Annotated in this window: 18 protein-coding genes; 10 read left to right on the top strand and 8 right to left on the bottom strand. The window is 71.4% G+C overall.

Annotated elements, in window-relative coordinates:
- The first annotated feature begins 224 nt into the window (after window positions 1–224).
- Complete coding sequence (locus ACBJ32_RS28005; protein ID WP_375129224.1) at window positions 225–1,910, top strand: tetratricopeptide repeat protein; 1,686 nt, start codon at window positions 225–227, stop codon at window positions 1,908–1,910.
- Here the strand turns inward: ACBJ32_RS28005 and ACBJ32_RS28000 are convergent.
- The 4 genes from ACBJ32_RS28000 to ACBJ32_RS27985 all read right to left on the bottom strand — a co-directional run bounded on the left by ACBJ32_RS28000 (window position 1,907) and on the right by ACBJ32_RS27985 (window position 5,941).
- Entirely contained in the window at window positions 1,907–2,722 is an 816-nt protein-coding gene (locus ACBJ32_RS28000) for an ABC transporter ATP-binding protein (RefSeq protein ID WP_357872382.1), read from the bottom strand. The two genes, ACBJ32_RS28005 and ACBJ32_RS28000, sit on opposite strands and share 4 nt — an antisense overlap.
- A complete protein-coding gene (locus tag ACBJ32_RS27995; protein WP_375129223.1) occupies window positions 2,719–3,762 on the bottom strand; it encodes a FecCD family ABC transporter permease in 1,044 nt (347 codons plus the stop codon). The genes ACBJ32_RS28000 and ACBJ32_RS27995 overlap by 4 nt, the downstream gene beginning before the upstream one ends.
- Window positions 3,762–4,796 carry a FecCD family ABC transporter permease gene (locus tag ACBJ32_RS27990; RefSeq protein WP_375129222.1) on the bottom strand — a complete coding sequence of 345 codons (1,035 nt, stop codon included), beginning with the start codon at window positions 4,794–4,796 and terminating at the stop codon, window positions 3,762–3,764. The genes ACBJ32_RS27995 and ACBJ32_RS27990 overlap by 1 nt, the downstream gene beginning before the upstream one ends.
- A gap of 71 nt (window positions 4,797–4,867) precedes the next feature.
- Entirely contained in the window at window positions 4,868–5,941 is a 1,074-nt protein-coding gene (locus ACBJ32_RS27985; RefSeq protein ID WP_357872390.1) for a PLP-dependent cysteine synthase family protein, read from the bottom strand.
- 251 nt (window positions 5,942–6,192) lie between these two features.
- On the opposite strand from ACBJ32_RS27985, the gene ACBJ32_RS27980 reads away from it, so the two are divergent.
- Window positions 6,193–6,777: a sigma-70 family RNA polymerase sigma factor gene (locus ACBJ32_RS27980; protein ID WP_043618296.1), complete on the top strand. Its 585-nt coding sequence runs from the start codon at window positions 6,193–6,195 to the stop codon at window positions 6,775–6,777.
- On the opposite strand, the gene ACBJ32_RS27975 is transcribed toward ACBJ32_RS27980, so the two are convergent.
- Together ACBJ32_RS27975 and ACBJ32_RS27970 are read right to left on the bottom strand one after the other, a co-directional pair.
- A complete protein-coding gene (locus ACBJ32_RS27975; RefSeq protein ID WP_375129221.1) occupies window positions 6,774–7,718 on the bottom strand; it encodes an anti-sigma factor RsbA family regulatory protein in 945 nt (314 codons plus the stop codon). The two genes, ACBJ32_RS27980 and ACBJ32_RS27975, sit on opposite strands and share 4 nt — an antisense overlap.
- A gap of 19 nt (window positions 7,719–7,737) precedes the next feature.
- Entirely contained in the window at window positions 7,738–8,577 is an 840-nt protein-coding gene (locus tag ACBJ32_RS27970; RefSeq protein ID WP_375129220.1) for an EamA family transporter, read from the bottom strand.
- A gap of 90 nt (window positions 8,578–8,667) precedes the next feature.
- Between ACBJ32_RS27970 and ACBJ32_RS27965 the strand changes: the two genes are divergently transcribed.
- From ACBJ32_RS27965 to ACBJ32_RS27950, 4 genes are all read left to right on the top strand, one after another.
- Window positions 8,668–9,279, top strand: coding sequence for a cupin domain-containing protein (locus ACBJ32_RS27965; protein WP_357872398.1), 612 nt, complete (start codon window positions 8,668–8,670; stop codon window positions 9,277–9,279).
- A gap of 119 nt (window positions 9,280–9,398) precedes the next feature.
- On the top strand, window positions 9,399–9,734 hold the full coding sequence (locus tag ACBJ32_RS27960) for a hypothetical protein (RefSeq protein ID WP_357872400.1): 336 nt from the start codon (window positions 9,399–9,401) through the stop codon (window positions 9,732–9,734).
- 30 nt (window positions 9,735–9,764) lie between these two features.
- Window positions 9,765–10,556: a polysaccharide deacetylase family protein gene (locus tag ACBJ32_RS27955; protein WP_375129219.1), complete on the top strand. Its 792-nt coding sequence runs from the start codon at window positions 9,765–9,767 to the stop codon at window positions 10,554–10,556.
- A 31-nt stretch (window positions 10,557–10,587) separates the two neighbouring features.
- On the top strand, window positions 10,588–11,238 hold the full coding sequence (locus ACBJ32_RS27950; protein ID WP_357872406.1) for a DUF2461 domain-containing protein: 651 nt from the start codon (window positions 10,588–10,590) through the stop codon (window positions 11,236–11,238).
- A 39-nt stretch (window positions 11,239–11,277) separates the two neighbouring features.
- Here the strand turns inward: ACBJ32_RS27950 and ACBJ32_RS27945 are convergent, their stop codons facing one another.
- Both ACBJ32_RS27945 and typA read right to left on the bottom strand, forming a co-directional pair.
- Window positions 11,278–13,674: a hypothetical protein gene (locus tag ACBJ32_RS27945; protein ID WP_375129218.1), complete on the bottom strand. Its 2,397-nt coding sequence runs from the start codon at window positions 13,672–13,674 to the stop codon at window positions 11,278–11,280.
- Window positions 13,675–14,025: 351 nt separating this feature from the next.
- Complete coding sequence (typA, locus tag ACBJ32_RS27940) at window positions 14,026–15,876, bottom strand: translational GTPase TypA (RefSeq protein ID WP_375129217.1); 1,851 nt, start codon at window positions 15,874–15,876, stop codon at window positions 14,026–14,028.
- Between the two features lie 216 nt (window positions 15,877–16,092).
- On the opposite strand from typA, the gene ACBJ32_RS27935 reads away from it, so the two are divergent.
- From ACBJ32_RS27935 to ACBJ32_RS27920, 4 genes are all read left to right on the top strand, one after another.
- Window positions 16,093–16,836, top strand: a complete 744-nt coding sequence (locus tag ACBJ32_RS27935) for an AMP-binding protein (RefSeq protein ID WP_357872414.1) — start codon at window positions 16,093–16,095, stop codon at window positions 16,834–16,836.
- Window positions 16,837–16,888: 52 nt separating this feature from the next.
- Window positions 16,889–19,303 carry a LuxR C-terminal-related transcriptional regulator gene (locus ACBJ32_RS27930; protein ID WP_375129216.1) on the top strand — a complete coding sequence of 805 codons (2,415 nt, stop codon included), beginning with the start codon at window positions 16,889–16,891 and terminating at the stop codon, window positions 19,301–19,303.
- Window positions 19,304–19,379: 76 nt separating this feature from the next.
- Entirely contained in the window at window positions 19,380–19,760 is a 381-nt protein-coding gene (locus tag ACBJ32_RS27925) for an AMP-binding protein (protein ID WP_375129215.1), read from the top strand.
- A 173-nt stretch (window positions 19,761–19,933) separates the two neighbouring features.
- Window positions 19,934–20,659 carry an alpha/beta hydrolase gene (locus ACBJ32_RS27920; RefSeq protein ID WP_375129214.1) on the top strand — a complete coding sequence of 242 codons (726 nt, stop codon included), beginning with the start codon at window positions 19,934–19,936 and terminating at the stop codon, window positions 20,657–20,659.
- Window positions 20,660–20,721 lie beyond the last annotated feature (62 nt).

Here is a 20,721-nt window from a genome sequence, read left to right as displayed (position 1 = left end):
CGTAGCCCGCTGTGCGGGCCCGCGTCCCCTTCCCGCCCGCCGCACTCCGGCGGGGGTCCTTGGGGAGGGGACGGGGCGAACAGGTGGCGGCAGGGGCTGGCCGTGGTGGGGTCACGGGGTTCAAGCTGGTGCCGTGACAGGTGTCGGCCGTGGTGGGGCACGGCTGACGGAGGGGTGTGCCGCGCGGGGGCGCCGGCCGTGTCTGACCACGGGAGAGGGACCGCGTGGACACGATCTTCATCGACGCGGATCGCCGTATCGGCGGCCCGTACACGCTTGCCGCCGCGCTGCTCGGGCACCTGGTCCCGGCAGAGCTGGAGCACCGGCCGGAGCTGGTCGCGGCGCACGACATCGAGATCAGGGCTGCGGCGCCGCGGTTGCGCGACGTGGTGCCCGTCCGGCGGCGATCGCTGGCCGACGACCTGCCCAGGGAGCAGCGGGTGCTGGTGCCGGGCGTGCGCCGGAGCCTGCGGATCGCGAACGGGCTGGCGGAGTTCGTCCGCGGCTGCCTGAGCCGCTCAGGGCCGCTCCGCGTGCACGTGGCCAACCTCGGCGAGGCCGACCACACCGACGCGGAACTGGTGGCCGTGCTGCGGCGCAGGCTCGATCCCGGCCTGCTGGCCATCGAGGAGGGGCCGTCCCGCCCCGGCGCGGGGCCGCTGCCCGCCGACTTCGACCGTTACCGCGACGAGGGTTTCCACCACGCCATGGCCGAGTCGGGCCTGGAGGTGCTGCGCGGGCTGGCGTACGAGGACGATCCGGAGCGCTGGCAGCGGCTGCTGCAGCGGGTGGCCGCGTCCCTGGAGGCCGTCGGGCGCGAGGAGGAGGCCCGCGAGCTCTACGACCGCACCAGGCGCCTCAGCACCGACCCCAAGCACCGCGCCACCGCCGCCTACGCCACCGCCATGATCCTGGTACGCCACCACGACCCCGCCCGGCGCGACCCCGAACAGGCGCTGGCCTGGATCAACGAGGCGGTCACGATCACGTCGCTGCTGCCCGACCAGGGGGAGCGCGCCTTCCACCTGGGTTTCGACCTCAACGGCAAGGCTCTGGTGGAGCTGCGCAGGGGCCGCAGGGACGCCGCCATGGAGCTGGTGGGCCAGGCCATCGGGCTGGCCGAGGCGCACCTGGCGGAGGAGCACCCGATCCACCGGCTCGTGCTGTACGCCAACCGGGCCCAGCTCCTGGCCATGGCCGGGCTGCGCGACGCGGCGCTGGCCGACTACACGCGCGCCATCGAGGCCGACCCCGGCTATCCCGACTACTACCTCGACCGCGGCAACCTGCTGCACGAGCTGGGCCGGGAGGAGGAGGCGCTGGCCGACTACGAGGCGGTCATGCGGCTCAGCCCGCCGTTCCCCGAGGCGTACTACAACCGGTCGGAGGTGCGTTACGCCGCCGGCGACGTCGAGGGGGCCCTCGCGGACCTGGATCACACGCTGGAGCTGGATCCAGGGTTCGCCCCCGCGTACGTCAACCGCTGCGGCATCCACGCGGCGGCCGGCGACTACGCCAGGGCGAGGCAGGACGTGGAGCGCGGCCTGGCGCTGACGCCCGGCGACGCGTACCTGCTGTGCGTGCTCGGCCAGGTGGAGCTGGCCGAGGAGTGTTACCCGGAGGCGCGCATGGCCTTCGACCAGGCGCTGGAGCTCGACCCCGAGCTGGTGCCCGCCTGGGCGGGCCGGGCCGAGCTGGCGTTCGAGCGGGGTGACCACGAGGCGGCGCTGGCGGATCTGACGCGGGCGCTGAAGCTGGAGGAGTCGGCGGAGCTGCTGTTCAACCGGTCGCTGGTGTATCGGGCGGTCGGCCTGGACGCGCAGGAGCGCGAGGACCTGCTGAGGGCCGCGCAGCTGGCTCCAGGGGACGGGGACGTCCAGCGCGCCCTCGCCCGGTGGAGCTCGTCCTAGCCGTGGGTGAGGGGAGCGCCGCCCCGGCTGTGGCTGAGCGGGCCGATCGGGACGACCAGCGGCGTGCCGGCCACCGGGTCGGCGATGACCTTGGCGTCCAGCTCGAACACCTCCCGCAGCAGGTCCTCGGTGAGCACCTCGTGCGGGGTGCCGGAGGCGATCACCCGGCCGGCGCGCATGGCGACCAGGCGGTCGGCGTAGCGCGCGGCCAGGTTGAGGTCGTGCAGGACCATGACCACCGTGCGGCCGGCCTCCTCGTGCAGGTGGCGGACGAGCTCCAGCACCTCCACCTGGTGCGCCAGGTCCAGGAACGTGGTCGGCTCGTCGAGCAGCAGCAGGTCCGTGCCCTGGGCGAGCGCCATGGAGATCCACGCCCGCTGCCGCTGCCCGCCCGACAGCTCGTCCAGCGGCCGTTCGGCCAGGTCGGACAGGCCCGTCATGTCGAGCGCCGCCGCGACCGCGCCCTCGTCGTCGGAGGACCACTGCCGGTACCAGGTCTGGTGCGGATGCCGCCCGCGCGCCACCAGGTCGGCGACGGTCAGGCCCTCGGGAGCGGAGGGCGACTGCGGGAGCACGCCGAGGATCTTGGCCACCTCGCGGGTGGGGATCTTGTCGATGCGCTTGCCGTCCAGCAGCACCTCGCCGCCCTGCGGCTTGAGCAGCCGGCCGAGGGCGCGCAGCAGCGTGGACTTGCCGCAGCCGTTCGGGCCGATGATGGTGGTCACCGTGCCGGCCTCGATGCCGAGGTCGAGCCCGTCCACGATGACGCGGTCGCCGTACCCGAGCTTGACGCCGGCTGCCTGCAGTCTCACTTTCGCGACCTCCAGATCAGGTGGATCAGGTACGGGGCGCCCAGCACGGCCGTGACGATGCCGACGGGCAGCTCGATGGGGGAGAAGGCCGTCCTGGCGATCAGGTCGGCGGCCGTGGTGAGCACGGCGCCGACGACCGCGGAGCACAGCAGCGGCGGCCGGCCCGAGCGGACCAGGCGCAGCGCGATCTGCGGCGAGGCCAGGGCCACGAACGCGATCGGTCCCGCCGACGCGACGGCCACGGCGGCCAGCAGCACGGCGGCCAGGATCAGCAGGGCGCGGGCCGGGTTCATGCGGATGCCGAGCCCGGTCACCGTGTCGTCGCCGAAGCGCAGGGCGTCCAGCGAGCGGGTGCCGAGCAGGGTCAGCGGCACCAGCACGGCCAGGGCCAGCGCGGTGGGCGTCACGTGCTCCCAGCCGCGCCCGTTGAGCGAGCCGCTGATCCAGACCATGGCCCTGGCGGTGTCGTTGACGTCGCCGACGGTCAGCAGCCAGAACTTGACGTTGGTGAACACGGCGGCCACGCCGATGCCGACCAGCACCAGGCGGTAGCCGTCCAGGCCGCGCCGCCACGCCAGGCCGTACACGACGGCGGCGCCGGCCAGGCCGCCGAGCAGGGCGAGCGCGGGGACGCCGAGGGTGGCCAGCAGGCCGCTGACGGTGCCGTACGCGCTGCCGGATGCCACCAGCCCGGCCACCACGGTGACGGAGGCGCCGGTGGTGACGCCGAGGATCTCGGGGCTGGCCAGCGGGTTGCGGGCGATCGACTGGATGATCGCGCCCGACAGCGCGAGCGCGGCGCCGACCAGGGCGCCGGTCAGCGCGCGGGGCAGGCGCAGCTCCATGATGACGAAGTGGGCGGCGCTGTTGACGTCGAAGGTGCCGGAGAGCACCTCGGGCAGGGTCAGCTCGATGTCGCCGATGCGCATGTTCGCCGCCATGAGCAGGACGAGCAGGACGAGGCCCGTCACGGTGAGCGCGACGCCGCGCAGCCGTACCCGCCAGGACAGGGCGCCGATGCGGAGGGGAAGGGTGGTCATCACAGGCGCACGGGCTTTCTGCGGCGGACCAGGGCGACGAAGAAGGGGGCGCCGAGCAGCGCGAGCACCACGCCGACCTCCAGCTCGCCCGGCGGGGCGACGACGCGGCCGACGACGTCGGCGATCAGCAGCAGGCCCGCGCCGATCAGCCCCGAGTACGGCAGCAGCCACCGGTGGTCGGTGCCCGACAGGGGGCGGGCCAGGTGCGGCACGATGAGCCCGACGAAGGCCAGCGAGCCGCACGCGGCGACGGCCGCGCCCGACAGCAGCGTGACGGCGGCCACGCCGATGGTCCTGGTCCTGGGGATGTTCTGGCCGAGGCTGCGGGCCACGTCCTCGCCGAGGGAGAGCGCGTTGAGCCCGGGGGCGTTCACCAGCGCGAGCACCAGCCCGGCGAGCACGAACGGGAGCACCTGCCAGACCACGTCGGCGCCCCTGGAGGCGATCGAGCCGGCCTGCCAGAAGCGGAAGACGTCCATCGCCTGCTCGTCCAGCAGCACGATGGTCGAGGTCAGGGCGTAGAGCAGGGCGCTGACGGCGGTGCCCGCCAGCGCCAGGGTGACCGGGGTCGGGCCGCCCCTGCCGCCGACCATGCCGAGGGCGAACACGGCCACGCTGGCGACCAGGGCGCCCGCCAGGCCGTACCAGATGTAGGCGAGCAGGCTGGAGGCGCCGAGCAGGATGATCGAGGCCACCATCGCGAACGCCGCCCCCTGCGTGACGCCGAGCAGCCCGGGGTCGGCGAGCGGGTTGCGCGTGTGGCCCTGCATGAGCGCGCCGGCCACGCCGAGCGCGATGCCCGCCAGGACGCCGAGGGCGGTCCTGGGCAGGCGCAGGGAGCGGATGACGATGTCGTTCTCGGTGCCGGTCGGGGCGGTGAGCGCGTGCCAGGCGTCGCCGAGCGGCACGGACTTGGAGCCGATCGTGATGCTCAGCACGACCGCCACCGCCACGCAGGCGAGCAGCGCGAGCAGCACGGTGACGCGGTGGCGGCGGAGGTCATGGAGGCGCGGGGCGACGGCGGTTGCGCTCACCCAGGTCCTCCTCAGCAATTCCCGATCCCGCTGAAGTATGACAGCTTAGGCTGCCCTAACCTAACTCGGGTTCAGGTGGCGAGGAAGGCGCGCAGCTCCGCCAGATGGGGCTCGATGTCCAGGCCCTGGTCCGCCAGCCAGCGCGGGTTGCCGTACGTGCCCTTGTACCGGTCGCCGCTGTCGCACACCAGGGTCACGATGCTGCCCTGCTCGCCCGACTCGCGCAGCTCCTGGACGAGGTCCACGCAGGCCGCCAGGTTCGTGCCCGTGGAGCCGCCGACGTCCAGGCCGGTCACCTCGCGGGCCCAGTGCATGGCGGCGATCGAGCGGGCGTCCGGCACGGCGATCATGCGGTCGATGACCGTGGGCTGGAACGAGGGCTCCACGCGGGGGCGGCCGATGCCCTCGATGCGCGAGCCGGGGGCGGTGACGGAGGTGTCGCCCGAGGTCCAGCTCGGGTAGAAGGCCGAGCCTTCCGGGTCCACGACGGCCAGGCGGGTGGCGTGGCGGCGGTAGCGGATGTAGCGGCCGATGGTGGAGGAGGTGCCGCCGGTGCCGGCGCCCACCACGATCCAGGCCGGCTCCGGGTGGGGCTCCAGGGAGAGCTGGGAGAAGATGGACTCGGCGATGTTGTTGTTGCCGCGCCAGTCGGTGGCCCGCTCGGCGTAGGTGAACTGGTCCATGAAGTGGCCGCCGGTCTCGGCGGCCAGGCGGTGGGACTCGTCGTAGATGGTGCCCGGGTCGTCGACGAGGTGACACTTCCCGCCGTAGAACTCGATGAGGTGGATCTTCTCCGGGGACGTGGCCGCCGGCATGACCGCGATGAACGGCAGGCCGAGCAGCCGGGCGAAGTACGCCTCGCTGACGGCCGTGGAGCCGCTGGAGGCCTCCACGATCGTCGTGGACGGGCCGATCCAGCCGTTGGCCAGACCGTACAGGAATAGGGAGCGGGCCAGACGATGTTTCAGTGAACCGGTTGGGTGCACCGACTCGTCTTTCAAGTAGAGGTTTACGCCCCAGTGCGAGGGAAGCGGAAAGACGTGCAGATGTGTGTCGCAACTACGGTTGGCATCGGCCTCGACCTTGCGTATGGCCTCAGCCACCCAGCGGCGTGTACCCGAATGGTGCCGGTCCACGAATCTCATCCTCATACGCTATCCCATGTGACTCTCGCCACTATTCCTACAAAATTGGGTGGGTAGTGTTATGATAATGAGACTTGTCCGGCCGTGGACGTGACCACGCACGCCGCGAGCAGATGGACGATCAACCCCTTCTGACCAAGGCGGAGCTCTCTAACGCGTCCCTTACCAGGGGCTTGCGAAGATGGGACCGCTGTCAGGCGGCTTGTGCCGAATACGGGGGATAGCGCAAGGGGGAATGAATTTTGATCACTATGACCGATGAGCAGCGTCAGGACTGGTTCGAGCGCGATGTCGTGCCCGTGACGTCGCAGCTGTTCGCCTCCGCCATGCGCCTGACCCGTAACACAGCCGACGCCGAGGACCTGGTGCAGGAGACGGTGGCCAAGGCCTACACGTCGTACCACCAGTTCCGCGAGGGCACCAACCTCAAGGCATGGCTCCACCGGATCCTGACCAACAACTTCATCAACGACTACCGCAAGAAGCAGCGCTCGCCGAAGCTGTCCGCCGCCGAGGACATCGAGGACTGGCAGCTGCACGCCGCGGAGTCGCACAGCTCGACGGGCCTGCGCTCGGCCGAGACCGAGGCGCTCGACCGGCTGCCCGACAGCGTCGTGATGAACGCCCTCCGCTCGCTCCCCGAGGACTTCCGCGTGGCCGTCTACCTGGCCGACGTCGAGGGGTTCGCCTACAAGGAGATCGCCGAGCGCATGGGCACGCCCATCGGCACCGTGATGTCGCGGCTGCACCGTGGCCGCCGCCAGCTGCGGGGCATGCTGGAGGAGTACGCCCGCGAGGAGGGCGCCGTGCGCCTGCCCGCGCAGCGTGCCGCCTAGGCCCCCATGCCGAGATGGAGGCGGACGCGTAACAGCCCGTCCTCCGCGCGCAACTCCACCAGGTCGCAGAGCTGCCTGCTGATCCAGAGCCCGTATCCCCGTGGGGATTCGGGCTCCGGTGGTATGTAGCCGGGTAACGGGTCGTCGAGCGCGCCTCCGGGGTCGGCGATCTCGCAGACCAGCTCGCCGTCGCCGGTCCACATCGTGATCGTGCCGTACCCCGCCCCGTGCTCGACGCTGTTGGCGGCGATCTCTGACACGCTGATCACCAGCGAGGTGATGAGGTTGCGGTCCATGCCGGCCGACCTGGCGTAGTCGCCGACGTGGTGGCGCAGCCGCTTCAGCTCCCTGGCGGTGAAGCGGAAGGTGCCGGCGTCGCCGGGCGGCTCGGGCAGCGGGGCCTGGTCGTCGTGCAGCACCAGCTCGTGCGGCTCGACGAACCGGTTGCTGGCCGTCTCCCCCTCGGAGCCGAGCAGCACGGGATGGTTGACCGGGCCGTAGTGGAGCACGGCCTCCGGGACGCGGCGCAGGTCGTACAGGCAGAGCATGATGGCCGCCGTCGCGCGGAGCGCGGCGTTGATCACGGAGTCGCAGCGGATGAGCTCCCTGACCTGGCGCCGGTTCATGCCCGTCCAGCTCGGCTCGCCGATCACCAGGGTGCGGCGGCCGCGGGTGTACTCGTGGTAGGCGGCCAGCATCCGGTACGGGTGGTCGTACCAGGAGGCGGGCACCCGGCTGTCGACGCGCTCGGCGTCGCCACCGAGGGCCTCGCGCAGCTGGGCCAGCTTGGCGGCGCCGGTGATCACCAGCACCCGCCTGCCCTCGTCCAGCGCGGCCCGCACCCGCGGCACGGCCAGATCCAGAAAGCGCTCATCAGAGTCGTACGGCACGGCCACGTGCTTCAACGACTCGCCATCGGAACGTGCCCGCACAGGGCGCACGGGCGAAACGTAGCAAGCGCTAGAGGTGCTGCGCAACGGCTATGAGCGCCACCGCGGCGAGCGCGCACACCACCCCGAACACCTGGACGGCCCGCAGCCGCTCCCCGAGCACGCGGTTGGCCAGCAGCAGGGTGCTGGCGGGGTAGAGCGAGACCAGCACGGCTACCAGGCTGAGCAGGCCGTCACGCTGCGCCAGGAGGTAGAGCACGTTCGCCGCCATGTCGAGGACGCCGGCCGCGAGGATGACGGGCAGCGAGCCGGGGCCCGGCTTGAGTGCGCGCCGCGTCAGCAGCGCCAGCAGGGCCACCGTGGACACCGACGACAGTCTCGCGCCGACCAGCGGCCACAGGCCCGCCTCGTGCGGCGCCATGGCGAGCAGGATGAAGAACCCGCCGAACCCGGCGCCGGCGGCCAGCGCGGTCAGCACCGAGCCGAGCGAGCCACGCCCGCCACCCGGCTTCTCCTGGCTGACCAGCAGCACCGAGCCGAGCGCCAGCACCACCCCCACGAGGGCCCAGGCCTGCGGCCGCTCGCCCGTCAGGAGCCCGAACACCACGGGCAGCGCGGCCGAGGTGACGGCGGTCGTCGGGGCCACCACGGACATGACGCCCGTGGCCAGCGACCGGTAGAACAGCACCAGCCCGGCCGCCCCCGACAGCCCTCCGGCCAGGCCCCACGCCAGCGCCGCGTCGCTGTACGTGCCGGGCAGCAGCGGCAGCAGGCCGAGGATCAGCGCCAGGCCGGCGAGTTGCGAGAGCACGACGACGGAGAGCACCTGCGTACGCCGGGTGGCCAGGCCGCCGAAGAAGTCAGCCGTGCCGTACACGATCGCGCAGGCGGTCGCCAGGAGCACCGTCACCGTGATCTCCCCTCAGTTCAATGGATTGCACTGGTAGTACAACATAGAGGGTACATTCCACTGCAAATTCATTTCACTAGACTGCACTCCATGGAAGATCCGGAGCTGATCACGCAGGCCATCGCGAACAACGTCCGCGCCCAGCGGGCGCACCGCGGGCTGACGCTCGACGCGCTGGCCGCCAGGTCGGGCGTGAGCAGGGGCATGCTGGTGCAGGTCGAGCAGGGACGGACGAACCCCAGCGTCTCCACGCTGACCCGGATCGCCTCGGCGCTCGGCGTCACCGTGGCGCGGCTGGTCGAGGTGGGCGACGTGCCGATGGTGCGGGTGGTGGACAAGGCGGACGTGGTGGCGTTCCGGCAGGGGAACGGCGAGGCCCGGCTGCTGGTGGGCGCGGACATGCCGATGATCCTGGAGCTGTGGGACTGGAGGCTGGCCCCCGGCGAGCACCACGACGGCGACGCCCACCCGGCCGGCACCCGCGAGATGCTCACGGTGCTGGAGGGAGAGCTGACGCTCACGGTGTACGGCAAGAGCCATGTGATCGGGAAAGACGATGCCGTGCTCTTCACCGCCGACCGCCCCCACCGCTACGCGAACAGGGGCGAGGCCGAGCTCAGGTTCGTGATGGTGGTGGCCGAGCCACGCGAGCCCCACGACTCCCGGTATCCTCTGGACTCCCAGGACTCGCCTGACCAATAAGCGCGAAAGTCCCCCTGATCACGCCCCGGAGTTTCATGATTACTCCATGTCTTGGACGGCTGATGCCCGTTGTTGGGTACATCCCTTGTGTGCGGTGAACGCCTGCGACGATCACCGCGTTGCTGCACGACGTCGGCAGGGGGTGGCGTGTGAGTGAGGCCCGAGCGGCGACGGAGAAACTCCATGCGGAGCTTCATGGTCTGGGCGTCACCAGTGCGTACGAGGTGGGCGACGACGAGACCATCTCGGTATGGATCGGCCTGGTCGTCCGGTACAGGGATGGTTTTTACCGGTGGCAGGAAGGACCGGTGAAACGTCGGCATCTGGGTACGGATCCGGTCGGATGTGCCATGCGCGTGGCGCGCCGCTACCAGGAATTGCAGGCCGATGTCCCACTCTGGTGGGATGACCTGGCCAGGGAGCTGCGGGGGGTACCGGTCCAGGATTATCCGTAGGCCCCCGCATGCGGCGTTTCGGGGGGAAGCATGCGCGTATGGGCCCTGCCGCTGGCCCTTGTCGCCCTGGTGAGCTGCGTGACACAGTCGGTGCCGCGCCGGCAGCAGGCCAGGGTGCAGATCGTGCCGTCACGGCCGGTCGTCGTCGATCCCGTGGCACTCGCCAAACGGCTGAGATCGATGCAGCACGGCTGGCCGGCCAGCCGTAAGTTCGACTGCGCCCGGCTCAAGTGCGTGGCTCTGACCTTCGACGACGGCCCCGGCGAGCACACCGGGCGGCTGCTGGACATGCTGCGCCAGCGCGACGTGCGGGCCACGTTCTTCGTCATCGGGCAGATGGTGGCCGCAGACAAGGGCGGGCGGACGGTCCGGCGCATCGTGGACGACGGCCACGAGATCGGCAACCACTCCTGGAGCCATCCGCCGCTCGCCGAGCTGCCGCACGAGGCGCTCAAGAAGGAGCTCAAGCACACCGAGAACATCGTGCAGCGGCTCACCGGCGTGCGGATGCGGGTGATGCGGCCCCCGTACGGGTCCACCGACGACGACGTCGCGGCCGAGACGCGCCGCGAGGGCCTGGCCCAGATCCTGTGGAACGTCGACACCCTCGACTGGCAGGACCGGGTCGCCACCACCGTGGCCAAGCGGGCGGGCGCCGCCAAGCCCGGCTCGATCGTCCTCCTGCACGACATCCACCGCAGCACGGTGGACGCGGTGCCGGCGATGCTCGACACGCTCGGCAGGAAGGGGTACACGTTCGTCACCGTGTCGGAGCTGTACGGCAAGACGCCCGCGCCGGGCAGGACGTACACCGCCCGCTGACCTGTCGGTGCAGCGTGGCAGTCTTGTCGGCATGGGTTTCAGCGGCTTTCCCGACGAGGCGTTCCTGTTCTACGAAGGGCTCGAGGCGGACAACTCCAAGACGTACTTCGGCCGGCACAAGCAGCTCTACGAGGAGGCGGTGCGGGCGCCCATGCTGGCGCTGACCGACGAGCTGGCCGCCGAGTTCGGGCCGGCCCACCTCTTCCGGCCCTACCGCGACGTGCGCTTCTCCAAGGACAAGGCGCCTTACAAGACCCATCAGGGCGCGTTCGTGGAGGCCATGCCGGCGATCGGGCTCTACGTGGAGATCAGCGCGGCGGGGCTGTTCGTGGCGGGCGGCGTCTACTCCACGGCCTCCGACCAGGTGGCCCGCTACCGGGCGGCCGTGGACGAGGACCTGTCGGGCAAGCCGCTGGAGTCCATCACCGGCGCGCTGGCGGCCCAGGGGTACGAGCTGCTGGGCGATCGGCTCAAGACGCGGCCCCGGGGGTTCGACGAGAACCATCCGCGCATCGAGCTGCTGCGGCACCGGTCGCTCTTCGCCGGGATGCGGTTCGAGCCGCAGGAATGGGTGCACACGGCGCAGGTGCGCGGGCGGGTCGAGCACGCCTGGCGGGCGTTCGGGCCGCTGGTGGAGTGGCTGTGCACGCACGTGCGCGGGAGCGAGCTGCCCCGCCGCTGACCTGCCGGCCCAGGCCCCGCGCCGCCCGCCGGCGGCAGGTCAGCGCGGCGCCTGGATCGTCACGATCTGGTCGCCCTTCAGGATGCGGTCCACCGTCTGCCCGGCGGCCGAGGAGGCCGCCGTGGTGCCCGCCGCCAGCACCAGCGCCAGCGTCGGCGCCGCCAGGCTGCGGATGCTGCGCAGGTTGCGCACCCGCGCCCACGGCTCCCCGGCCAGGTGCATGATGCGCCACTCCCAGAACAGCCCGAGCCCGACGCACACCATCATGACCTGCCCCACCACGATGGCCACGACCTGCGCCTTGTCCATCGCCCCGATGTCCGGCTCGGCGAGCGTCGACAGGTAGCCCGACAGCTCCGTCAGCAGGGCGGCGGCCGTCAGGTGCAGGGCCTTGGTCATCGGCTGGGTGCCCCGGATGCGCGGGTAGAAGTAGCCGAACAGGAACCCGAAGGCGGGCAGCGTGATCAGGTAACGCCCGTCGAAGACGAAGCTGGTCAGGTCCACCCCCTCGGGCCAGCCGTAGACGAGGGCGAAGGGCAGGCTCAGCAGCAGGCTGACGGTGAACGCGTGGATGCCGTTGTACCAGGGCGTGCAGCCGGAGGAGGTGGCGAACGCGGTCTCCGGGTGCCTGCCGTGCCGGTTCAAGGCCGCTTCCAGCGTGTTGCGCTGCTGGTCGAAGTCGGCCATGGTCAGCTCGCCCGCGCCGATCCTGCCCCGCCCGATCCGGTACAGCTCCTGCTCGGAGACGAGCAGCAGCCGCTTGTGCAGGGCGGCCCTGACCAGGGCCCGGTGCTCCTCCAGGTCCATCGGCTCGGGGATGGCCATGCGCGGCCCCGTGAGCAGCCACTGGGCGGTCGCCCAGGCCACGAGCGAGGTGATGGCCAGCAGGGGCAGCGGCACGTCGATGTCGGCCAGCGTGGTGCTGCCGCTGGGGGTGATGTAGAGCACCATCAGCACGCAGATCATGGTCGACTCGGCCACCGGGTTGTCGACCGTGGAGAGCTGCCCGCCGAGCCGCCGCAGCCGCAGCACCAGCATCACGAACCCGAGCAGCAGCAGCCCCATCACCCCGCGCACGATCGGTGTCAGCACGAGGCTGCCGATCCGCGGCTCCTCCTGGGCGACGGCCAGGCTCCACGACCCGGCGTCCAGCCACTCGGTGGGCCACCCCTGCACGAGCAGGCTGATGAACACGGCGCCGACCACGGCCTGGCGCTTCCACTGCTTGGTCGCCACGGCCATGGCGGCGATCGGGATCAGCGCCCAGCTCAGCGCGAACACCAGCCGGACGCTGTCGGGCGGGTACACCCCGTCGGCCAGCGCCCGCAGCCACAGCGCCAGCGCCAGCAGCCCGATCGCCGCCTCCGCCGACAGCACCGCCAGGCGCACGACGACCGGCCGCACCCCCAGGTCCACGCTGAACGCGATGGCCGAGCCCGCCGCCGCGACGGCCGCCACCGCCCCGCCCACCAGCAGGGCCTGCCCGGACAGCTGCCCGTGCAGCCACGACCAGACGAGCATGCCGAGCCCGATCATCACCCCCACGCCGGTCACCACCAGCAGGTCGCGGGTGTCCCACGGCGGGCTGGTGGGCAGCACCCGGCCCGCGTGCCGCAGCGCCAGGAGGGGCACGGCGATGAACAGGATCACGTACGCCACCGCCGACCAGTCCTCCGCGAACAGCGGGATCAGCAGCGCGGGCGCGGCCAGCGCCAGCCCGATGACCAGCTCCCTGTTGGCCAGCCGCGCCCACCAGCCCTCGCCGAGCGAGCGCACCAGGAACACCATCAGCGCGATCGCGGTGAGCACGCCCAGCGCGGTGGCCCACGAGAAGTCCTCCTCGACGACCACGTCGGCGAAGCCGAAGGAGTCGTGGGCCAGCGTCATGCTCACCGGGTACGCCCCGACGGTGAACGCCAGCCGCTCCACCTCCTCCTGTTCCGGCGTGATGCCCTCCAGTCGCAGCACGGTCCACTCGGCGGGCAGCACGGAGATGGACCGGCCGGTCACGATGAGGGGGAAGGCCTTGGGCTCCTCGAAGTCCAGCTTGAGCAGCTGGTCGGGCCGTAGCTGGCGCAGCACCGTCACCGTGAACCGGGCCGTGGTGCGCCCGCCCTGCGAGGTGAGGACCGGCGCCAGGCGCGTGGTGGGCGCCAGGGCGGGGCCGTCCACCTTGATCGCGCCGAACGCGGCGTCGGTGACCTGCTGCAGCGTGCCCGGGAAGCCGCTGCCCTGGCGCAACGCCTCGATGAGGGTGTCCTTGCCGGCGAGGTGGAGCCGGTGCTCGATGGTCACCTTGACGTGGCGCTGCCGGGGATCGAGCCGGCCGTCAGGGACCGGTTCCAGGTCGGCGTGGCCCGCCCTGGAGATCATCACCGTGGTCTCGGCCCTGCGGGCCCAGCGCACGTCGGGGTCGGCGCGGGTGGCCGCGGCCACCCACGGGTTGGGACCTGCGGTGCCTTTCGGCGGAGCAGGCTCCGCTACCGGTCTGGCTGCAACGGTGCACCAAACGATCGCCCCCAACGACACCAGCGCCAGCCCGAACGCGATTGCCATCCGGAGCTTTCCCACAATTTGGATGATTCTCCGGCATGCGGCATTGTTCTATCTCTCCGGGTCACGGTGTGATTACAGCTGCTCCCATAACAACTTTTCTTTACGGCGTGACCCGGGAGAGTCCATCCATCGCACGTGGCTGAGCCGGGAGGCTTACTCCCCGTACTTACCGGAAAGCCGCGCTTTGTTCGCGAAAAGCGAGCAAAACGCGGCTCGGTATGAAGCTTTCCGTCAGCTCCGCTTGGCGCGGGCGGCGGCGCGGCCCCGGGTGGCGGCGTCGAGCACGACCTTGCGGATGCGCACGGCCTCAGGAGTGATCTCCACGCACTCGTCCTCGCGGATGAACTCCAGGGCCTGCTCCAGCGACAGGACGCGCGGCGGGATCAGCTTCTCCGTCTCCTCGCTGGTGGAGGAGCGCATGTTGGTGAGCTTCTTCTCCTTGGTGATGTTCACGTCCATGTCGTCGGAACGGGAGTTCTCGCCGACGATCATGCCCTCGTAGACCTCGGTCGTCGGCGAGACGAACAGCACGCCGCGCTCCTGCAGGTTGAGCATGGCGAACGCGGTCACCGGGCCCGACCTGTCGGCCACCAGCGAGCCGTTGTTGCGGGTGCGCAGCTCGCCGAACCACGGCTCGTAGGAGTCGAACACGTGGTGCACCAGGCCCGTGCCGCGCGTCTCGGTGAGGAACTCGGTACGGAAGCCGATCAGGCCGCGCGCCGGCACCACGAACTCCATCCGGATCCAGCCGGTGCCGTGGTTGGTCATGTGCTCCATGCGGCCCTTGCGCACCGCCAGGAGCTGGGTGACCGCGCCGAGGTACTCCTCGGGGCAGTCGACCGTCAGCCGCTCGACCGGCTCGTGCACCTTGCCGTCGACGACCTTGGTGACCACCTGAGGCTTGCCGACCGTCAGCTCGTACCCCTCGCGGCGCATCTGCTCCACCAGGATGGCCAGCGCCAGCTCGCCACGGCCCTGCACCTCCCAGGCGTCGGGCCGGTCGGTGGGCAGCACGCGCAGCGAGACGTTGCCGACCAGCTCCTTGTCGAGGCGGTCCTTGACCATGCGGGCGGTCACCTTCGAGCCCTTGGCCTTGCCGACCAGGGGCGAGGTGTTGGTGCCGATGGTCATCGAGATGGCCGGCTCGTCGACCGTGATGAGCGGCAGCGGGCGCGGGTCGTCGGGGTCGGCCAGCGTCTCACCGATCATGATCTCGGGGATGCCGGCGATGGCGATGATGTCGCCGGGCCCGGCCTCCTCGGCGGGCTTGCGCTCCAGCGCCTCGGTCATGAGCAGCTCGGTGATCTTGACCTTCTGGATCGAGCCGTCCGTGCGGCACCAGGCCACCTGCTGGCCCTTGCGCAGCACGCCCTGGTGGACCCGGCACAGCGCGATGCGGCCCAGGTAGGAGGAGGCGTCGAGGTTGGTGACGTGGGCCTGCAGCGGGGCGTTGGGGTCGTAGGTGGGCGCCGGGATCGTCGACTTGATGATGTCGAACAGCGGCTCGAGGTCCTCGGAGTCGGGCATGCCGCCGTCGGCGGGGCGCTCCAAGGAGGCCCGGCCCGCCTTCGCGGAGGCGTAGACGATCGGGAAGTCGATCTGCTCCTCGGTGGCGTCGAGGTCCATGAACAGCTCGTAGACCTCGTCGACGACCTCCTTGATGCGGGCGTCGGGCCGGTCGACCTTGTTGATGCACAGGATGACCGGCATCTTGGCCGACAGCGCCTTGCGCAGCACGAACCGCGTCTGCGGCAGCGGCCCCTCCGAGGCGTCCACCAGCAGCACGACACCGTCGACCATCGACAGGCCGCGCTCGACCTCGCCGCCGAAGTCGGCGTGGCCGGGCGTGTCGATGATGTTGATCGTCATGCCGCCGTGCTGGACGGCGGTGTTCTTCGCGAGAATGGTGATGCCCTTCTCGCGCTCGAGGTCGTTGGAGTCCATGACGCGGTCGTCGACATCCTGGTTGGCGCGGAAAGCCCCGGACTGCCAGAGCATGGCGTCGACCAGCGTGGTCTTGCCATGGTCGACGTGCGCGATGATCGCGATGTTCCGCAGGTCGTCGCGGCTGTTCAAAGGCATGATGACGTCTCGCTCTGTGTCGTGGGGGCCGCCGCGCGAAGTCGCGACCTACTAAGTCTAGTTGATCCCCTCTGATGGCAAGAGCGGGACAAGGTGGCGGTGAGCGTACGCGCGGGTGAAGCGACGGTGCCTTCCGGCCGGGATGAGCCTCACCTACATAGGGGCTTGCACAATTGTGCGCATGGCAATCCTGGCCCTGGTCCCTAGATTGTGGTCATGACCTGGACAGAGCTCGTGATGGCGGCGGCACCGATGCAGGGCGAGCAGCCGGCGGTGAGCGACGTCAGGACCGGCGAGGTGCTGTCCTACACGACCTTCGCCAGACGGGTCACCCGCGCCGCCGCGGGTCTGCGCGCCCAGGGCCTGCGTTACGGCGACCACGTGCTGGTCAACATCCCGCTCGGCGCCACCATGCCCGTGGCCGTCCACGCCGTCGCCTGGGCCGGCGGGGTGGCGGTGCTCTCGGCCACCGGCAGCGCCCGCTTGATGATCGCCCAGGACCACTACGACCCCGCCGCCGTGAAGGTGGACCAGGTCTTCGCGTTCCGGCCCACGCCGGGGGCCAGGTCGTTCACCGAGCTGCTGACCGCGGGCGCGGTCGAGTTCGGGCCGCTGGCCGGGCCCGCGCTCACGCTCGACGGCGCGCGCCTGTTCGACAACACCGAGCTGGCGACCGACCTGCGCAGGCTCGCCACCCGGCTCGTGGTCGGCAAGGACGACGTCGTGATCAGCGCGGTGAGCGAGCCGTTCAGGGGGCTGCGGGTGATCGACCTGGCGATGACGGCCGGCGCCCACGTCGTGGTCGCCCACGAGCCGAGCCTGGTCGGCTGCCGCGTGCTGGCCCAGGAGCGGCGGGCCACCATGGTCGTGGCGCCGTACGATCTGGCCAGGAGGCTGCTCGGGGATCCCATCCTGCGCGTCGTCGACGAAAGGGCGGTCGTGAGCTCGCTTGGCCTGTGAAAAGTGCGACACTGTGGGAGAGTGTGATCCTTCCGCGACGCAGGGTGAGCACATGCCAACTACCCCCCGGCACAACCTTCCGGCAGAGCCCAACCGGTTCGTCGGACGCGAGCGCGACCTCGATGACCTCCACGACCTGTTCGGCGAGACGCGCGTGGTGACGCTGTGCGGGGTCGGCGGCATCGGCAAGACGCGGCTGGCCCTCCAGGTGGCGGCCGGGCTGCTGCCGTCCTACCCGGATGGCGTGTGGCTGGTGGAGCTGGCCAGGTTCGGCCGGCCCGAGCTCGTCGAGCAGGAGGTGGCCCGCGTGCTCGGCGTGCGCGAGGAGGCCGCCAGGCCGCTGCTCGACACCATGACGGCCCGGCTGCGCGACCAGCGCTGCCTGCTGCTGCTGGACAACTGCGAGCACCTGGTGGACAGGTGCGCCGAGGTGGTCGCCGCGCTGGTCTCGGCGTGCCCGTCGCTGCGCGTCCTGGCCACCAGCAGGGAGCCGCTGCGCATCGCCAGCGAGCTGATCTGGCGGGTGCCGCCGCTCGACCTGCCGGACCGCGTCACGCCCGACGCCGAGTCCGTGCAGCTTTTCATGGACCGTGCGGCGGCCGCGGGCACCCGGCTGGGGCCGGAGAGCCTGCCCGACGTGGTGCGGCTGTGCCGGGCGCTCGACGGGCTGCCGCTGGCGCTGGAGCTGGCCGCGGCCCGTACGAGCCTGCTGAGCCCCGGCCGGATCGCCGACCGCATCGACGACCGGTTCTCGCTGCTGACGACCGGTGGCCGCACCGCTCCGCCCCGCCAGCGCACGCTGCTGGCGGCCGTCGAGTGGAGCTACGACCTGCTCTCGGCCAAGGAGCAGGTGCTGCTGCGGCGGTTGTCGGTGTTCGCCGGTGATTTCGACCTCGGGCTGGCCGAGCGGGTCTGCGCCGAGCGGCCCATCCCCGAGGGCGAGATCGTCGATCTGCTCGGCGGGCTGGTGGACAAGTCGCTCGTGCTGTGCGACGAGAGCCGCAGGCGCTACTGGCTGCTGGAGACCATCAAGCGGTACGCCGTCGAGCGCCTCGAACAGGCCGGCGAGCGCGAGGTCCTGCGCGAGCGGCACCTCGACGTGCTGTGCGAGCTGCAGGAGCGCCACTTCACGACCGAGATGGTGCAGCCGGACGTGCCGTGGCCGGCGCGGCTGGAGGCGCTGACCGCCAGCCGCGACCTCATCGACGACCAGCGGGTGGCGCTCGACTGGGCGGTCGAGTCCGGCAACGTGGCCGCGGGCCTGCGCCTGTGCAGGACCAGCACGGGGCTGCTGCCCCTGGCCGGCAACGTGATGGAGATCGTCGGCCGGCTGGAGCGGCTGCTCTCGCTCGATCTGGCCGGGGTGCCCGCGGGCCAGATCGCGCACGCCAAGGCGTACCTCGCCTACGGGCTGGAGGCGCGCGACGAGCTGAGCCGGGCGCTGGAGGTGGCGCAGGAGAGCCTGGCCAGGATGTCGCGCGACGACGTGTTCCCGCGCTGCGTCATGCACAGCCTCCTCGTCGTCGTGCTGCTGCGGATGGGGCGCGCCGACGACGCGCTGCACCACGCCGAGGAGGGCCTGGCCCTGGCCGCCCGCACCGGCGACACCTGGAACCAGGCGGCGGGCCTGCTCGGGCTGTCGGCGGTGGCGCTGGTGCGCGGCAGGCTGCGGGAGGCGCAGCGGCACGGCGAGGAGGCGCTGGCGCGGGCGCGCGAGCACGGTCATCGCTGGCTGATGGCCAGGACGGCGGTCCAGCTCGGCTCGGTGGCCGAGGCCCGCGGCGACCTGATGACGGCCAAGACCCAGTACGAGATGGCCGTCCCCTGGCTGAGCGAGCTGGGCAGCGACCCCGAGCTGACCCGCTGCCTGGCGAGGATCGGCAGGGTGGCGGCGATGCTGCACGAGTTCGGCGCCGCCCGCGAGCAACTGGCGGCCAGCCTGGAGCTGGCGCGGGCCACCGGCCAGCGGCAGGGCGTGGCCCGCTGCCTGGTGGGGCTGTCGGTGCTGGCCGAGTGCCAGGGCGACCTGGAAGGCGCGGTGCTGGCCGCCGCGGCGGCGGCGGGGCTGCGCGAGTCGATCGGGCAACATTCGGCCACGGCCAGGATCGAGGAGCTGCTCGGCCGGGCCCGTACCAAGCTGGGCGAGGGCCGGACGACCTCGCTGTGGTCGCGCGGCCGGACGACGAGCCCCGACGACGCCGCCCGCCACGTGCTGGCGGGCGAGCGGTTCGCGCCGAGGGCCCCGGTGGCGGCCGAGCCGGTCAAGCACTCGTTGCTGACCTCGCGCGAGCTGGAGATCGCCGGGCTGCTCACGCGGGGGCTGTCCAACCGGGCCATCGCCGAGGAGCTGGTGATCAGCCCCGCGACGGTCGCCCGCCACATCGCCAACATCATGGAGAAGCTCGGTTACACCTCGCGGGCGCAGATCGCGGTGTGGGCCACCGAGCATCAGAAGGGCGCCCCGTAGCCGCGCCGAGTTCTGCATAGGGATCTGCATATTCCGCCCCATGTGTGCACGAGACGCCCTCCCTACGGTGGGCCCCATGGATGAGCGCATCGTGATGGTGGACTCGGGCACGGGCCTGAAGCTCACCGAGGAGCAGCTGGACGAGAGGTCCGCGGTCGCGACCGTCCAGTTGCGACGCAGGGGAGTGCGCGCTGGAGACACCGTGCTCATCTGCCTGCCCGTGGGGCCCGACCTGCTGGTGTCGACCAACGCGGTGATCGCGGCGGGCGGCGTCGTCTGGCCCCTGCCGCCCGATCTCGACACCGCCACGCTGCGCGACCGCATCCAGGAGAGCGGCGCCCGCGTGATGGTGTCCAACGTCCGCCAGGCCCTCGACGCGGCCGACGAGTCGCGGGTGCGGATCATCATGAGCGTCGCGGACCTGAGCGCCTCGCATCCGTATCCGACCGGTTGCTGACCCCGCACGCCAGGTGATCGCCCAGGGGGGCGGGGGCCGCTGCTCGCCGGCGTGGGGGCGGGCCGGCCTGACGCCGAGGGAGCGCGGCATCGCGGTGCGGGTGGCCGGGCGCGGGATCGACGTACGGCGGACATAACCTCGTTGCCATGCCTCTCGCGCCCAACTTTCCCGTCATGCTCAGAACCGAGGACGGGGTCCGCATCGACGCCGCGCACACCCCCTCCGCCCGCACCGACGTGGGCATCGTGGTGGCGCACGGTTTCACCGGGTCGTGGCGGGACCGCCCCGCGCGCCGCATCGTGCACGTGCTGAGCGGGTACGGCGGGGTGATCGCGTTCGACTTCCGCGGGCACGGCAGGTCCGGCGGCGAGACCACGGTGGGCGACCGGGAGATCCTCGACGTGCAGGCGGCGGTCAGGCACGCCCGCGTGGTCGGCTACTCCAGCATCGCGGTCGTCGGCTTCTCCATGGGCGCGGCGGTGGCCGTGCGGCACGCCGGGCTGCGCGGCGGGGTGGACGCGGTGGTGGCGGTGAGCGGCCCCGCTCGCTGGTACTACCGGGGGACCAGGCCGATGCGGCAGGTGCACTGGGCCATCGAGCGGCCGGCCGGGCGGTGGGCGGCGCGGGTGGCCAAGCGGACCCGGATCGCGAGGGAGGAGTGGGACCCGATCCCGATGCCCCCGCACGAGGCCGCCGGGCTCATCTCGCCCGCGCCGCTGCTGATCGTGCACGGGGACGCCGACACGTTCTTCCCGCTGGATCACCCGCGGCAGCTCTACGACGGCGCCCGGGAGCCGAAGGAGCTCTGGATCGAGCCGGGATTCGGCCACGCGGAGGCCGCGGCGACGCCCGAACTCGTCCGCCGGATCGGCAAATGGATCTCTTCGAACTTTTCCTGAGTAAAACACGTCTACCTAGGGCGGATGGAAGGAAACCGCCGGGAGAAAGTCCCTGGGGAAGG

The sequence above is a fragment of the Nonomuraea sp. GTA35 genome, from assembly GCF_041950525.1.
GTDB lineage: Bacteria > Actinomycetota > Actinomycetes > Streptosporangiales > Streptosporangiaceae > Nonomuraea.
Note: the sequence above shows the minus strand (reverse complement) of the source record. Positions and strands in the feature narration are given on the sequence as shown.

What these genes read in the sequence shown, in the direction of transcription:
- ACBJ32_RS27965 (WP_357872398.1), top strand. Translation starts at nt 8,668, where the DNA reads ATGGAAGATCCGGAGCTGATCACGCAGGCCATCGCGAACAACGTCCGC.
- ACBJ32_RS27950 (WP_357872406.1), top strand. Translation starts at nt 10,588, where the DNA reads ATGGGTTTCAGCGGCTTTCCCGACGAGGCGTTCCTGTTCTACGAAGGG.
- ACBJ32_RS27920 (WP_375129214.1), top strand. Translation starts at nt 19,934, where the DNA reads ATGCTCAGAACCGAGGACGGGGTCCGCATCGACGCCGCGCACACCCCC.
- typA (WP_375129217.1), bottom strand. Translation starts at nt 15,876, where the DNA reads ATGCCTTTGAACAGCCGCGACGACCTGCGGAACATCGCGATCATCGCG.
- ACBJ32_RS27935 (WP_357872414.1), top strand. Translation starts at nt 16,093, where the DNA reads ATGACCTGGACAGAGCTCGTGATGGCGGCGGCACCGATGCAGGGCGAG.
- ACBJ32_RS27925 (WP_375129215.1), top strand. Translation starts at nt 19,380, where the DNA reads ATGGATGAGCGCATCGTGATGGTGGACTCGGGCACGGGCCTGAAGCTC.
- ACBJ32_RS27995 (WP_375129223.1), bottom strand. Translation starts at nt 3,762, where the DNA reads ATGACCACCCTTCCCCTCCGCATCGGCGCCCTGTCCTGGCGGGTACGG.
- ACBJ32_RS27930 (WP_375129216.1), top strand. Translation starts at nt 16,889, where the DNA reads ATGCCAACTACCCCCCGGCACAACCTTCCGGCAGAGCCCAACCGGTTC.
- ACBJ32_RS27985 (WP_357872390.1), bottom strand. Translation starts at nt 5,941, where the DNA reads ATGAGATTCGTGGACCGGCACCATTCGGGTACACGCCGCTGGGTGGCT.
- ACBJ32_RS27980 (WP_043618296.1), top strand. Translation starts at nt 6,193, where the DNA reads ATGACCGATGAGCAGCGTCAGGACTGGTTCGAGCGCGATGTCGTGCCC.
- ACBJ32_RS27955 (WP_375129219.1), top strand. Translation starts at nt 9,765, where the DNA reads ATGCGCGTATGGGCCCTGCCGCTGGCCCTTGTCGCCCTGGTGAGCTGC.